The sequence below is a fragment of the Xanthomonas sp. DAR 34887 genome, assembly GCF_041245805.1.
GTDB lineage: Bacteria > Pseudomonadota > Gammaproteobacteria > Xanthomonadales > Xanthomonadaceae > Xanthomonas_A > Xanthomonas_A tesorieronis.
On the sequence record NZ_CP162490.1, the window covers coordinates 2029073 to 2043692 of the forward strand.

Genomic DNA, 14620 nt, shown 5'->3' on the forward strand with positions numbered 1-14620 from the left:
ATTTTTTTTGCGGCAGGGAAAGTGCCGCTGCCGGCGAATCGCGCTAGTCTGAGCAGGTGTCGAATCCGATGGATCCCGTCCCCCATGCGTTGCTGTCGCCCTGCATCGGCCTGTGCACGCTCGACGCGCAGGGCTACTGCGCGGGCTGCCTGCGCAGCGGCGACGAGATCGCGCGCTGGCGCGGCATGAGCGACGCCGAGCGCCGACGTTACATGCAGGACGTGCTGCCGGCGCGCGGATGGTCGCCGACGCCGGGCCAGCGCCTGGCCGAGCGCACGCGGCTGCTGCGCGCGCTGCATCCGCTGCAGCTGCCGCCCGACGGCCCCGGCTGGAACCACCACGAATTGCACGATCTGCTGCCCGACGGCGCACTGGCCGAGGCCGCGGTGCTGGTCGGGCTGCTGCCGCGTGCCGACGGCACCCACGTGCTGCTGACCCGGCGCACCGACGGCCTGCGCCACCATGGCGGCCAGGTCAGTTTTCCCGGCGGCCGCATCGAAACCGACGACGCCGACGCGGTGGCCGCGGCGATCCGCGAGAGCGAGGAAGAAATCGCGCTGTCCGCGGCGCAGGCGGAACCGCTGGGCTATCTCGATCCGTTCGTGACCATCAGCGGGTTCCGGGTGATGCCGGTGGTGGCGGCGATCGATCCGGCGTTCGTGCCGCAGCCGCATCCCGGCGAAGTGGCCGACGTGTTCGAGGTGCCACTGGCTTACCTGATGGCGCCGGACAACCTGCGCAGCATCGAGACCGACTATCGCGGACGGCCACGCGTGGTGCTGGAATACGGCTGGCCAGGGCAGCGGATCTGGGGCGCGACCGCGGCGATCCTGCTCAACCTGCGCCGACGACTGGAGCAAACCGCATGAGCGACCCGTTCTCCGAGTGGAAGCAGTTGGTCGATGCGCCGGCGCTGGCCGCCGCGCTCGGCCATCCCGACCTGCGCATCGTGGATGCGCGCTTCGCCGCTGCCGCGCTCGCCGATCCGCAGGCCGCGCAGCTGGCGCGCCAGGCCTACGCGCAGTCGCATCTGCCCGGCGCGGTGTACGCCGATCTCAACACCGATCTGTCCGACCTCGGCCGCCGCGGCCTGGGCCGGCATCCGTTGCCCGAGGCCGATGCGTTCGCGCAGACGCTGGGGCGCTGGGGCATCGCGCCGCACACCCAGGTGGTGGTCTACGACGCCGGCGACGGCAGCATGGCCGCGGCCCGGCTGTGGTGGATGCTGGGCCTGCTCGGGCATCGCCGCGTCGCCGTGCTCGACGGCGGCCTGGCCGAATGGCGCCGGCTCGGCCTGCCGGAGACCGATGCCGCCGCCACGCCTGCGCCGTTGCCGCCGTATCCGCAGCGCTTCGATGCCAGCCTGATCGCCGATGCCGAAGAAATCGCCGCGCGCCTGCACGAGGCGCCGGGCTGGTTGCTGGATGCGCGCGCCGCCGAGCGTTTCCGCGGCGAGGTGGAACCGATCGATCCGGTCGCCGGGCACGTGCCTGGCGCGATCAACCGTCCGCTGGGCCAGAACCTGCGCGATGGGCGCCTGCGCCCGCCGCAGGAACTGCGCGCCGAACTGGAGCCGCTGCTGCACGGGCGCGATCCGCGCGAGGTGGTGCTGATGTGCGGGTCGGGCGTGACCGCCTGCCATCTGCTGTTGGCGCTGGAGCATGCGGGCCTGCACGGTGCGCGCGTGTATGCCGGTTCGTGGAGCGGCTGGATCGCCGATCCCGCCCGGCCGCGCGCCAGCGGCTGACCGCTACTACAGTGCGCCGAGGCGCGCCCGCGCGACGCAGAGGAGACATGGGTGGCAGGTAGAAGGGCTGAGGCGATGCGCTGGCGGGGGATGTGGATGCTGGCGGCGGCGCTGGGCCTGGCCGCCTGCGGCGAGCGGCCGCGCGGCAACGGCGCCGATGCCTCGCCGCGCTCGCAATCCGACGCGCATTACCGGATGGCGGTGGAGCAGCGCCGCGCACAGCGCGTGGCGCGGCTGCGCGCGCCGGGCGGCTGGCTCAGTTACACCGGTTCCGGCCGGCTGCGCAGCGGCGTGCATCAGGTGGGCAGTGCCGCCGGCAACGATGTGCAGCTGCCGGCCGGCCCTGCGCACCTGGGCAGCCTGCGCATCGACGCCGATGCCGGCGTGGTGTTCGAGGCGGCCGCAGACGCAGCGCCGACGGTGCGCGGGCAGCCGTTCCGCGCCGGTCGCCTCGGCACCGATGCGGCGCACGGCAGCGAGACGCGGCTGGCGCTGGGCGAGCAGGAGTTCTACGTGGTGCGTACCGGCAATCTGTTCGGTTGGCGTTTTCGCGATCCGCATGCGGCTGCGCGCGGCAGTTTCCGCGGCATCGACTATTTCCCGATCGATGCGCGCTGGCGCGTGGTCGCCGACTGGCATCCGGCGCCGCTGCCGCGCGCGATCGTGCTGCTCACCTCGATCGGCACGCCGCAGCCGCTGGCCCTGGCGGGCAGCGCCGAGTTCACCCTGGGCGGCCGCCGCTACCGCTTGCAGGCGCTGCGCGACGACGACGGCAAGCGGCTGTTCTTCCCGTTCACCGACCGCACCAGCGGCCGCGAGAGCTACGGCGGCGCGCGCTATCTGTTCGTGGAGCCGCCGCAGGGCGATCGCATCGTGCTGGACTTCAACCTGGCGCAGAACCCGCCGTGCGCGTTCACCGCACACGTGGTGTGCCCGTTGGCGCCGGTCGGCAATCGGCTGGAGCTGGCGGTGACGGCGGGCGAGAAGAACTACCTCGGTCCGCGCTGAGCGGCGTGAGGCGCGGCAGCAATGTGTGCGGCGTGGCGGGTGCGTCTTTGGCGTCTTTGTAGGAGCGGCTTCAGCCGCGACACACGCCATCAGGTTGCCTGTCGCGGCTGAAGCCGCTGCTACAGAGAACAGCGTCAGCGGTCGAAACGTTCATCCGCCGGCGGCGCATACGGCGTCAGCGTCACCGCCTGCAGCACCTGCGTCCACGGAAAGCGCGGGCCGGGATCGAGCTTGCGCTGCACCTGCAGCGCCGGATCGTCGCTGGCGGGTTCGCGGCTGCGGTCCAGCGCGTCGTGGCCGGCGATGTGGCGCAGCTGCGGCAACTGCGCCTGCAACTGGCGCAGCAGCGCGATCAGCGCCTGGATCTGCGCCGGCGGATACGTTTCGTCCAGCGTCTGGTGGCGCGAATCCAGCCAATGCGGATAGCGACCGCGGTTGACCAGTTCGATGCCCAGCGAGCGTTCGTTGTAGCCGCGCACGTGGTGCGCCGCCCGCTGCAGGGGCACGTAGCGGTGCACGCTGCCGTCGCGGTCGATGTAGAAGTGGCCGCTGTTGCCGGTGCCGGACGGATACAGCACGCGTTCGCCGTAGGCGCGTGCGCTGGCCAGATCGGGCAGTTCGGTGCAATGGATCACCGCCAGATCGATCGCATCCAGGCTGCGCGCCTGCAGCCGTTCGACGTAGGGCAGGGGAGCATCGTGGATCGGCAACGGCGGGGTCTGCGACATGCGCGGATGCTAGCATTCGCCGATGACTCTGAATCCCGATAGCCCGCTGGCGACGCTGCTCGCCACGTTGCCGCGCGCCGGACGCGTGGACTGGATAGGCCTGCGCCCGGCGCGCGACGTGCCGATGCTGGAGGTGGCGCAGGCGGTGGCGCATGCCGATGGCGGCCTGTTCGGCGACCGCTACGCCGGTCGCAACGGCAAGCGTGGGGTGACCCTGATCCAGGCCGAACACCTGCCGGCGATCGCCGCATTGGCCGGCCATGCGCAGGTGGCGCCGGCGACGTTGCGGCGCAACCTGGTCGTCTCCGGCATCCCGCTGATCGCGCTGAAAGGGCGGCGTTTCCGCATCGGCGAGGTCGAGCTGGAAGGCATCGCGCCATGCGACCCGTGCTCGCGCATGGAAGACGCGCTGGGCCCGGGCGGCTACAACGCGATGCGCGGCCACGGCGGCCTGTGCGCGCGGATCGTGCACGGCGGCACGCTGCGGCGCGGCGATGCGGTGGTGGCGCTGTGAGCCGCGGCCACTGCATTCTGGCGCACGGGTTCGAGAGCGGTCCGGAGGCGATCAAGGTCGCGGCATTGGCCGAGGTCGCGCAGCGCCTGGGCTGGAGCCACGAGCGTCCGGATTTCACCGACCTGGACGCGCGCCGCGAGATCAGCCAGCTCGGCGACGTGCCGGCGCGGCTGCAGCGCCTGCTCGCGTTGACTCAGGCCGCCGCGCAGCGCGGGCCGGTGGTGCTGGCCGGATCCAGCCTGGGCGCGTACATCGCCGCGCAGGTGTCGCTGCAGGTGCCGGTGCGCGGCCTGTTCCTGATGGTGCCGCCGACGCGGATGGGGTGGATGCCGGCGCTGGACGCGGCGCCGGTGCCGATCTCGATCGTGCATGCCTGGCACGACGAACTGATTCCCGCCGCCGAGGTGATCGCCTGGGCGCAGGCGCGCGCGGCGCGACTGCTGCTGGTCGACGATACGCATCGGCTCGGCGGCCACGTCGAGACTTCGGCGCGCGCCTTCGCCGAATTGCTGGAGACGCTGTGAGCGGCGTGGTTCGCACGGCAGGCGTCAGCAACAACCGGAGTCACCGATGGAACTGAACATCCGCGCCGAAACCCAGGCCGACCACGCCGCGATCGAGGCGCTGACCATGGTCGCGTTCTTCCGCGTCGCGCACAGCCGCCACGACGAGCAGCAGATCATCGAACGGCTGCGCGCGGACGGCGCGCTGACCCTGTCGCTGGTGGCCGAGCACGACGGCTACATCGTCGGCCATGTGGCGGTGTCGCCGGTGCAGCTGTCCGATGGCGGCCGCGGCTGGTACGCGCTGGGGCCGCTGTCGGTGGGGCCGGGCCACCAGCGCCAGGGCTTGGGCACGCGGCTGGTGCGCGAGGCGCTGGCGCAGCTGCAGGCGCTGGGCGCAGCCGGCTGCGTGGTGCTCGGCGAACCGGCGTTCTACGCGCGTTTCGGTTTCGCGCCGGAACCGGGGCTGGTGTTGCCCGGCGTGCCGGCCGGGTACTTCCAGGCGATCGGTTTCGGCGACCGCCTGCCGCCGGTGGCCGAGGTCGAGTACCACGCGGCGTTCCTGGCCGGCGGCTGAGCGCCGCCGCCGCGGCGCTGCATGGCCGCGCGCATGCGGGTTACCATCGTCTCCCCGATGCCTTAGCCGAGGATGCCTCCGATGCGCCATTGATGCCGCCGTCTTCGACGGCCTTGTCCGTTCCTGCCGAACTCGGCGGGCGTGACCGGCATCGCTGGAGTTCCCATGACGCATCCGTGGCTCGCGCTGGACAGCGCGTCGTATGTCCTGCCCGACGGCAGGACCCTGTTTTCCGATCTCGATTTCGCGCTCGATGCGCGCCACACCGGCCTGGTCGGGCGCAACGGCGTGGGCAAGAGCGTGCTCGCGCGCCTGCTCGCCGGCCAGCTGACGCCCAGCGCCGGGCACTGCCGCCGGCTTGGCCGCGTGCATTACCTGCCGCAGCAGATCGTGCGCGCCGCCGGCGAGACGGTGGCGTCGCTGGCCGGGGTGGGCCCGGCGCTGCAGGCGCTGGCGCGAATCGAGGCCGGCAGCGCCGATCCGGCCGATTTCGACGCGCTCGGCGAGCGCTGGGACATCGCCCAGCGGCTGCGCGCCGAACTGGAGCTGTGCGGGCTCGGCCAGCTGGCGCCGGAGCGGCCGGCGGCCGAACTCAGCGGCGGCGAGGCGATGCGCGTGGCGCTGCTCGGCGCCTGGCTGTCCGACGCCGATGTGCTGATCCTGGACGAACCGAGCAACCATCTCGACCGTGCGCAGCGCATGCAGCTGCAACGGCAACTGCAACGCTGGCCGCGCGGGATGCTGGTGGTCAGCCACGATCGCGCGCTGCTGCAGGACATGCAGCGCATCGTCGAACTGTCGTCGCTGGGCCTGCGCGACTACGGCGGCGATTACGCGTTCTACGCGCAGTGCAAGGCGCAGCAGCAACAGCAGGCGCTGGCCGAGCTGGAACGCTGCAAGTACGAGCGCCGGCGCCAGGGCGATGTGCTGCGCGAACAGCAGGCGCGCCAGCAGCGGCGCAGCGCGCACGGCCGCCGCCAGGCGCAGGACGCCAACCAGGCGCCGATCCTGCTCGGCGGGCAGCGGCAGCGCAGCGAACACAGCGCCGGCAAGCAGCGGCAGCAAACGGCTGCCGCGCACGCGCGGCTGTCCGCGCAGGTGCGCGAGGCGGCGAGCGCGGTCGAGGCCGCGGCGCCGGTCGCCTTGTTCGCGCCGATGCCGGCGGCGGCGGCCGGGCGTCGGGTCGCCGCATTGCGCGGCCTGCGGCTGCCATACGCGCCGCCCGCGCGCGCCGCGCTGGAGTTGTGCATCGGCGGCTGCCAGCGGATCGGCGTGGTCGGGCCGAACGGCAGCGGCAAATCGACCCTGCTGCGGGTACTCGCCGGCCAACTGGCGCCGTTGGCCGGACGCTGCGAGGTGGAGGTGCCCAGCGCCTACCTGGACCAGGCCTTGCACCTGCTCGATCCGACGTCGCCGGTGTTGGCGCAGCTGCAGCAGGCCAATGCCGTTGCCGATGCGGCGGCACTGCGCACGCGGCTGGCCCTGCTCGGTCTGGACGCGCAGCGCATCGGCGTGCCCAGCGGCCGGCTCAGCGGCGGCGAGCGCTTGAAGGCGGCGCTGGCCTGCGCGTTCTACCGCGATCCGCCGGCGCAGTTGCTGCTGCTCGACGAGCCGGACAACCACCTGGACCTGGACGCGCGCGAGGCGCTGCGGCTGGTGCTGTTGCAGTATCCGGGCGCGCTGCTGGTGGTGTCGCACGATGCCGGCTTCCTCGACGGCCTGCGCCTGGACACGCGCCTGCAGGCCGACCCGGACGGCTGGCGGCTGGCGCCGTGGTGAGCGCGCACCGTGCGCCGCGGGCGTCCACTGCCGCGTGCGGACCGCGCCCGGGCTGGTAATGGCGGGCGCGATGGTCGACCATTCGCGTCTTCCCGTCCGTTGCCGCCGCCCGCCCGCCGTGGGCCGCGTGGCCGCGATACGCGCGGGGCGGGCCTGGCGCCTGCCCGTGCATCCCTCCTTCTTCGTGTGGTCCGCATTCCCGTGAAATTCTTCGTCTCCTGCGCCAAGGGCCTGGAATACCTGCTTGTCGACGAGTTGCTCGCGCTCGGCGTCGCCAAGGCCACCGCCACCGTGTCCGGGGTCAATGCCGAGGGCGAGCTGCGCGACGCGCAGCGCGCGGTGCTGTGGTCGCGTCTGGCCAGCCGCGTGCTGTGGCCGCTGGACGACTTCGAGTGCCCCGACGAGACCGCGCTGTATGCCGGCGTGGCGGCGTTGCCATGGCGCGAGCACCTGACCTCGCAGCACACCCTGGCGGTGGACGCGCACGTGTCCGGTACCGCGATCACGCATGCGCGCTACGCCGCGCAGCGGGTCAAGGACGCGGTGGTGGACACGCTGCGCGGCGAAGGCCTGGAGCGGCCGTCGGTGGACGTGGAAGACCCGGACCTGCGTCTGAACCTGTCGCTGCGCAAGGGCCGCGCCACGCTGTCGGTGGACCTGGGCGGCGGCTCGCTGCACCGGCGCGGCTGGCGCCAGGTGCAGAACGCCGCGCCGCTGAAGGAGAACCTGGCCGCGGCGGTGCTGCTGCGCGGGCAATGGCCGCAGTTGTACGCGCAGGGCGGCGGCCTGCTGGATCCGATGTGCGGCAGCGGCACGTTGCTGATCGAAGGCGCGCTGATGGCAGCCGACGTGGCCCCGGGCCTGCTGCGCGGCGATCTGGCCGCCGCACGCCGTGGCGATGCCGGCCCGCTGGAATTCAGCGCCGCGCCGAGCCGCTGGCTGGGCTTCGACCAGGAGGCCTGGCGCGCCCTGCTGGCCGAGGCGAGGCAGCGCGAGGCGGCCGGCCGCGCCGCGTTGCGGCCGGTGATCCATGGCAGCGACATCGATCCGCATGCGATCCGCGCCGCGCGCGAGAACGCGCAGGTGGCCGGGGTCGCCGCGGCGATCGTGTTCGAGGTGCGCGATGTCGCCGACCTGCGCGCGCCGGCGCAGGCGCTGGGCACGGTGGTGTGCAACCCGCCGTACGACGAACGCCTGGCCGCCGACACCGCGCTGTACCGGCGGCTGGGCGAGGCGCTCAAGCGCGCGGTGCCGCAGTGGCGCGCCAGCCTGCTGTGCGGCAATGCCGACCTGGCCTATGCCACCGGCCTGCGCGCGGCGAAGAAATACCAGATGTTCAATGGCGCGCTGGAATGCCCGTTGATCGTATGCGATCCGATCGCGGTGGCGCAGCGTGCGCCGGCCGAGGCGCCGCGCGCGCTCAGCGACGGCGCACAGATGGTCGCCAACCGGCTGCGCAAGAACTTGCGCAAGCTCAAGACCTGGCGCGCGCGCGAGCAGGTCGGCTGTTTCCGTGCCTACGACGCCGACCTGCCCGAATACGCGGCGGCGATCGACGTGTACCAGGAAGACGGCGGCCAGGCGCGCACCTACCTGCACGTGCAGGAATACGCCGCGCCGGAGGAGATTCCCGATGCCGACGTGCGCCGCCGCCGCAACGAGTTGCTGGCTGCGGCGCGCGAGGTGTTCGAGGTCCCGGCCGAGCGGGTGGCGCTGAAGTCGCGCGAGCGCGGCAAGGGCGGCAGCAAGTACGGGCGCTTCGAGCAGCGCGGCGAGTTCCTGGTGGTGCGCGAGCATGGCGCGCTGCTGCGGGTGAATCTGTTCGATTACCTCGACACCGGCCTGTTCCTGGATCACCGCCCGCTGCGCGGGGCGATGGCGCAGCAGGCGCGCGGCAAGCGTTTCCTCAACCTGTTCTGCTACACCGGCGTGACCAGCGTGCAGGCCGCGGTGGCCGGCGCCGATTCCACCACCAGCGTGGACCTGTCCGGCACCTACCTGCAGTGGTGCGCCGACAACCTGGGCTTCAACGGCAAGGGCGGCGCCCAGCACCGCCTGGTGCAGGCCGACGCGCTGACCTGGCTGGAGGCGGAGAAGAACCGCTACGACGTGATCTTCTGCGACCCGCCGACCTTCTCCAACTCCGCGCGGGCCGAGGATTTCGACATCCAGCGCGAGCACGTGCGGCTGCTGCGCGCGGCGGTGGCGCGGCTGATGCCGGAGGGCGTGCTGTACTTCTCCAACAATTTCCGCCGTTTCAAGCTGGACGAAAACGCGGTGGCCGAATTCGCGGCGTGCGAGGAGATCACCGCGCAGACCATCGCGCCGGATTTCGAGCGCAATCCGCGCATCCATCGCGCCTGGCGGTTGCAGCGGCGCTGAGAGGCGCGCTGTTGTAGGAGCGGCTTCAGCCGCGACAGGCTCCACGTTTACGGATCGCGACAGGCTCTACGGATGGGGGTCTGTCGCGGCTGAAGCCGCTCCTACATTGGGTGCGGACAGCGTGCGTGTGGCTCAGCCGTCGCTGTGCCGCGCCGAGGCATGCGCGCTGGCGCGGTGCGGCACGTCGTCGCCCGGTTCGCGTTCGCTCCAGTAGTCCTGGATCTGCAGGATCTGCGGCAGGATCTCGGTGAACAGGCCGACCAGGCGCGGTTCGAACTGGATCCCGGCCTGTTGCTGGAACAGGTCCATCACCTTCGCCAGCGGCCACGGCTCCTTGTACGGGCGTTGCGTGGTCAGCGCATCGAACACGTCGGCCAGGGCCACGATCCGCGCCGACTCCGGAATGCGTTCGCCGGCCAGCCCGGCCGGGTAGCCGCTGCCGTCCCAGTGCTCGTGGTGGTACAGCGCGACCTCGGCGGCGAGCCGGAACAGCGGCGCGTTGCTGCGGCTGAGGATGTCGTAGCCGATCTGCGGATGCCGCTTCATCACCGCCCATTCGTCCGCATCCAGCGGCCCGGGTTTCTTCAGGATCGCGTCGGGGATACCGATCTTGCCGGTGTCGTGCATCGGCGCGGCCTGTTCCAGCAGGTTGGCGTCCTCGCTCGACCAGCCGGCGGCCACCGCCAGCGCGCGGGCGTAGGCCGCCATCCGCCAGATGTGGGTGCCGGTGTCCGAGTCGCTGTAGTGGCCGGCCATGCCCAGCATCTGGATCGCGTCGCGGTGGCTGCTGGCCAGGCTGGCGGCGCTGACCAGCGACAGGTGGGTGCGCACCCGCGCGCGCAGGATGCTCGGCGAATACGGCTTGGTGATGTAGTCCACGCCGCCGGCCTCGAAGCCGATGCTCTCGTCGGCGTCCTTGTCCTTGCCGGTGACGAAGATGATCGGGATCGCCGCGGTGCGCTGGTCCTGTTTCAGGGTGCGAGCGATGGTGTAGCCGTCCAGGTCGGGCAGGTCGACGTCGAGCAGGATCAGCGCCGGGCGGTGCTTGACCACCGCGCGCAGCGCCTCGGTGCCGTTCTTGGCGAAGGTCAGCGCGTAGTCCTCGCGCAGGATCTGACGGATCAGCGCGAGGTTGCTGGCTTCGTCGTCTACGCACAGGATGGGAGGCTGGACCATCGTGGTTCCTTGTCATGTGCGCCCAACGGCAGCCGGCCCGGGCCGGCTGCCGTTGGTGCTACTTGGATGCATCGGCCTGCCAACGCCTGACTTTAGCCTCGGCCTCGCGGAACGAAAAGCTCTCCACCAGCTGGCGCAGGTCCGCCGCCATCGCCGCGGGCAGCGAGGGGGTCAGGTCGTGCAGCACCCGCTCGACGCGGTCCGGGTCGTCGCTGTCCAGGGCCTGCAGCAGGTGCTGCAGGCGCTGCTGCAGCGGGACCGTAGCCGCGGCGCCAGCGTCGGCGAGGGCGGGGACGGCTGGCGCCGCCGGCGCGGCTGCCTCGGCCGCGGCCACGAAGTGCCGGATCGCCGCGGCGGTGGCGCTCATGGCCGTGCCCAAGGCCGCGATCGCGGCGTCGGCCTGGTCCGGCGCGCCACCGAGGCGCTCCTCCAGCGCGGCGCTGGCCGCGACCAGCGCCGGCAGCGCGAGCGAGCCGGCCGAGCCGCGCAGCTTGTGCACGTAGGAGATCGCCGCCGCCGGCGTCTGCGCATCCAGCAGCGTCTGCAGCGTCGCCGCCGGATCGGGGTTGTCCTGCAGCAGTTTCAGCAGGTAGCGCTGGTAGGGTGCGCGCTCGTTCCACAGGCGCTGCGCCTGGGCGGCGTCGAGCAACTGCGGATCGGCGTCCGGCCAGACGTCTTCGGTGGCGGCCGGCAGCGACTCCAGCGGCAGCGGCAGGCGCAGCGGCAAGAACTGGCGGATGACCGCGATTAGCTCTTCGACCTGGAACGGCTTGGCGATGAAGCCGTTCATGCCGCTGGACAGCGCCAGCTCCTGCTGCTGGCGGTAGGCGCCGGCGGTCAGCGCGATCACCGGCAACCCGGTCAGGCGCGGGTCCTCGCGCAGCAGGCGGGTGGCCTCGTAGCCGTCCAGGTTTGGCATCTGCACGTCCATCAGCACCAGCTGGAAGCGGCTGGGATCGCGCCGCAGCCGCTGCAGCGCCTGCTCGCCGTCGTGGGCCAACTCCACCAGCGCGCCTTCGCCCTCGAGGATGCGCTGCGCGACCTCGCAGTTGATCTCGCTGTCGTCCACTACCAGCAGCCGGGCGCCGGCCAGGCGCGGCATGCCATCGCCGCTGAGCAAGGGGACCGGGCCGTCGCCGCGGCGCCGCGCCAGCAGCGTGGCGATGGTGCGGTATAACGCAGAGGCGGTGACTGGTTTGGTCATCACCGCGTCCACGTCGCTGGGCGCGTAGTGCTGCTCTTCCAGCAGACGGCGCTCGTAGGCGGTGACCATGACGATGATCGGTTGCCGGTCCGGCGCCGATTGCGCGCGGATGCGCTGCGCCACATGCAGCCCGTCCAGGTCGGGCATGCGCCAGTCGAGCAGGATCACGTCGAAGCCATCGTGTTCCGGGCCTGCGGCGGCGATCGCATCGGTGCCGTTGGCGACCGCTTCCACTTGCCAGCCGAAGCCGCTGGCGATGCTGCTCAGGTTGCTGCGCACCAGATCGTGGTCGTCGGCGATCAGCACCCGCCGCGCTTCCGGCGGTTCGACCTCGGCGGCCGGCGCCGGCAGCACCGGGAAGCTGATCGCGAAATAGAAATCGCTGCCGCGGCCCGGGGTGCTTTGCACCTCCAGCTGACCGCCCATCAATTCCACCAGGCGCCGGCTGATGGTCAGGCCCAGGCCGCTGCCGCCGTAGCGGCGGCTGGTGGAGGTATCGGCCTGCAGGAACGGCGAGAAGATCAGGCTCTGCTTGTCGCGCGCGATGCCGATGCCAGTATCGCGTACCGAGAAGAACAGCTTGATCTTGCCCGGTTCGCCGCTGGGGAAGCTGCGCACCGACAGCGCCACTTCGCCCTGTTCGGTGAACTTGATGGCATTGCCGACCAGGTTGATCAGCACCTGGTTCAGGCGCAGCGCATCGCCGCGCAGCCAGCGGCAGCCGGCCGGCAGCGGCTCGACGATCATCTCCACGGGCTTGGCGCTGATCGCCGAGGTCATCAGCGCGGCGATGTTCTCCAGCAGCTGGTTCAGGTCAAACGGTTCCGATTCCAGGTCGATGCGCCCGGACTCGATCTTGGAGAAGTCGAGGATGTCGTTGATGATCTCCAGCAGCGCGCGCGCCGACGCGTCGCTCTTCTGGATCATGTCCTTGGCCGCCTGTGGCAGTTCGCTGTGCTGCAGCAGGTACAGCATGCCCAGGATCGCGTTCATCGGCGTGCGGATCTCGTGGCTCATGTTGGCCAGGAAGTCGCTCTTGGACTGGTTGGCGGTTTCCGCCGCGTCGATCGCCAGGCGCAGCTCGCGCTCGTGGCGCTTCTGCTCGGTCAGATCCACCGCGATGCCGAGGTAGCCGATCACCTGGTCGTTGTCGTCGCGCAGCGTGCTCAGCGTCAGCAGCACCGGAAACGGCCGGCCGTCCTTGCTCACATAGGTCCATTCGCGGGTGTCGCTGCGGCCCAGCGTGGACAGCGCGGCCACCGATTCGAACGCCGGTTCCACCGCCATGCCCGATTGCGCGGCCATCCGCTCGGCGCGGCTGGCCAGTTGTTCGGGATCCAGGAACAGGCCGGTGGCCTTACGCCCGATCATCTCGTGCGCAGAATAGCCAAGCATGGTTTCGGCGGCCGGGTTGAACAGGGTGATGGTGCCGTCCGGGTCGGTGGCCACGATCGCATAGCCGGCGTTGGCCAGGATCGCGCGCTGCAATGCGGAATACGTGACCAGTTCGCTGGTGCGCTGTGCCACCTGCTGTTCCAGGGTGGCGTTGAGTTCCATCACCCGCGCCTGGGCGCGAACTCGTTCGGAAACGTCGTGCAGCAAGTGCGAGTGGCCGACCGTGTCGCCGTCGGTATCCAGGATCGGCGAGGCGCTGGCCAGCGCGTTGACCGCATGGCCGTCGCGATGGCGCAGCTCGCGCACCTGCGCGCCACCGCCCTCGCTGACGGGGTCGCGCACCTGCATGCCGAGCAGGTCCTGCAGCGGCTGGCCGATCGCCTGTGCCGGGGTGTAGCCGAAGATGCGTTCGGCGGCAGGGTTCCAGTGGGTGATGCGGCCGTGCAGATCCTCGGCGACGATCGCCTCGCTGGTACTGGAGACCAGCGCAGCCAGCTCGCTCTGTTCGCGCAGGATGATGTCGCGGCGATGGCGGCTGGTCAGGTACAGGTACAGCAGCGCGGCCAGCAGCAGCGAAATGCCGCCGATCAGGCCGCCGGCCAGCAGCGGCGAGGTCTGGTTGAGCGAGCGCACGAAGCCCGGCGTCGCCTGCGCGTTGAGCAACCAACGGCGGCCATAGATCGGCAGGCTACGCTCGGCATACAGCTGCGCGGCCGGGTCCTGTGCGGCGCTGTCGCGATAGAACGGCTGCGTGGGGTTCTCGCTGTCGGCCAGGGTCAACAGCAGTTCGTGTGCATGAGTGGGTGAGGACACCAGCACTTCGGCGATGTTCAGCGGCGCATAGGCCCAGCCGGTGGTGGCCTGCCAGCGCTGCTCCGGGGTCTGCAGCGGCAGGCCTTCGCGGTAGACCGGCAGCAGCAGCAGGAAACCGCTGTTGCCCACGCCCGGCGTCTGCACCAGGCGTACCGGTGCGGTGATGGTCGGTTTGCCGGAGCGCGCCGCGGCGATCGCCGCCGCGCGCCGCGACGGTTCCGAAGCGATGTCGAACCCCAGCGCGGAGTTGTTGAACCGCCGCGGTTGGATATGCAGGATCACGAAGCGGTCGCCGTCGTGCGGCGCCAGCTGGTGGATCTGCAGCGACGGGATGCCGTCGTTGCGCGCCTGCTGCAGGAAGGCGGCTTCGTCGGCTTGCGCGACCCGGCGGATATAGCCGAAGCCGCGCACCCCGGGAAATTCGCGCCGGTATTCGCGCGAGTCGCTGTAGCGCTCGAAGCGTTCGCGCGAGATATGGTCGCCGCCGGAGGCGATGACCGCGCCGCGCGCGCCGCGCAGCCCGTGTTCGTAGATGTTCAGGCGTTGCTGCAGTTCGCCGGTGACGTGGGTGGTCAGTTGCTGGAAGCGGTCGTTGGCCTGCTGGCGGTTGCGTTCGTGTAGGTTGTACGCGAGCAGCGCCGCAGCCAGCAACCCCAGCAGCAGCACCGCCAGCGCGGCGCCGAACGCCGACCGCGCAGGTCCGGCAGCGGGTGTCCAGCGGTTCTTCGACATGCGCCCCTTTCCTTTGGCGAACGCTGATGCACAGGCATCGGCGTCCTTCCACTCCGTACGGG

Annotated in this window: 11 protein-coding genes; 8 read left to right on the forward strand and 3 right to left on the reverse strand. The window is 71.2% G+C overall.

Annotation, left to right across the window (positions count from 1 at the left end; all coding sequences use genetic code 11):
• The first annotated feature begins 68 nt into the window (after nt 1-68).
• From AB3X08_RS08595 to AB3X08_RS08605, 3 genes are all read left to right on the forward strand, one after another.
• Nucleotides 69-869, forward strand: coding sequence for an NUDIX hydrolase (locus AB3X08_RS08595; protein WP_369937611.1), 801 nt, complete (start codon nt 69-71; stop codon nt 867-869).
• Nucleotides 866-1747 (forward strand): sulfurtransferase, encoded by an 882-nt coding sequence (locus AB3X08_RS08600; protein WP_369937613.1) that lies wholly within the window; start codon nt 866-868, stop codon nt 1745-1747. The genes AB3X08_RS08595 and AB3X08_RS08600 overlap by 4 nt, the downstream gene beginning before the upstream one ends.
• A gap of 75 nt (nt 1748-1822) precedes the next feature.
• Complete coding sequence (locus AB3X08_RS08605; protein ID WP_369937615.1) at nt 1823-2755, forward strand: DUF1684 domain-containing protein; 933 nt, start codon at nt 1823-1825, stop codon at nt 2753-2755.
• Between the two features lie 134 nt (nt 2756-2889).
• Here AB3X08_RS08605 and AB3X08_RS08610 read toward each other — a convergent pair whose 3' ends face one another.
• The gene (locus AB3X08_RS08610) at nt 2890-3483 is read right to left on the reverse strand and encodes an N-acetylmuramoyl-L-alanine amidase (RefSeq protein WP_369937617.1); all 594 of its coding nucleotides are present in this window, start codon (nt 3481-3483) and stop codon (nt 2890-2892) included.
• A 22-nt stretch (nt 3484-3505) separates the two neighbouring features.
• Between AB3X08_RS08610 and AB3X08_RS08615 the strand changes: the two genes are divergently transcribed.
• The 5 genes from AB3X08_RS08615 (at nt 3506) to rlmKL (ending at nt 9238) form a co-directional block, all read left to right on the forward strand.
• The gene (locus AB3X08_RS08615) at nt 3506-3997 is read left to right on the forward strand and encodes an MOSC domain-containing protein (RefSeq protein WP_369937619.1); all 492 of its coding nucleotides are present in this window, start codon (nt 3506-3508) and stop codon (nt 3995-3997) included.
• Nucleotides 3994-4521 carry an alpha/beta fold hydrolase gene (locus AB3X08_RS08620; RefSeq protein ID WP_369937621.1) on the forward strand — a complete coding sequence of 176 codons (528 nt, stop codon included), beginning with the start codon at nt 3994-3996 and terminating at the stop codon, nt 4519-4521. Before AB3X08_RS08615 ends, AB3X08_RS08620 begins: the two co-directional genes overlap by 4 nt.
• A 46-nt stretch (nt 4522-4567) precedes the next feature.
• On the forward strand, nt 4568-5077 hold the full coding sequence (locus AB3X08_RS08625) for a GNAT family N-acetyltransferase (RefSeq protein ID WP_369937623.1): 510 nt from the start codon (nt 4568-4570) through the stop codon (nt 5075-5077).
• A 165-nt stretch (nt 5078-5242) separates the two neighbouring features.
• On the forward strand, nt 5243-6856 hold the full coding sequence (locus AB3X08_RS08630) for an ATP-binding cassette domain-containing protein (RefSeq protein ID WP_369937625.1): 1614 nt from the start codon (nt 5243-5245) through the stop codon (nt 6854-6856).
• Nucleotides 6857-7057: 201 nt separating this feature from the next.
• Nucleotides 7058-9238 (forward strand): bifunctional 23S rRNA (guanine(2069)-N(7))-methyltransferase RlmK/23S rRNA (guanine(2445)-N(2))-methyltransferase RlmL, encoded by a 2181-nt coding sequence (gene rlmKL / locus AB3X08_RS08635; protein ID WP_369937627.1) that lies wholly within the window; start codon nt 7058-7060, stop codon nt 9236-9238.
• Nucleotides 9239-9370: 132 nt separating this feature from the next.
• Here the strand turns inward: rlmKL and AB3X08_RS08640 are convergent, their stop codons facing one another.
• Nucleotides 9371-10414: an HD domain-containing phosphohydrolase gene (locus AB3X08_RS08640; RefSeq protein ID WP_369937628.1), complete on the reverse strand. Its 1044-nt coding sequence runs from the start codon at nt 10412-10414 to the stop codon at nt 9371-9373.
• 58 nt (nt 10415-10472) lie between these two features.
• Complete coding sequence (locus tag AB3X08_RS08645) at nt 10473-14558, reverse strand: CHASE domain-containing protein (RefSeq protein ID WP_369937630.1); 4086 nt, start codon at nt 14556-14558, stop codon at nt 10473-10475.
• Between the last annotated feature and the right edge of the window lie 62 nt (nt 14559-14620).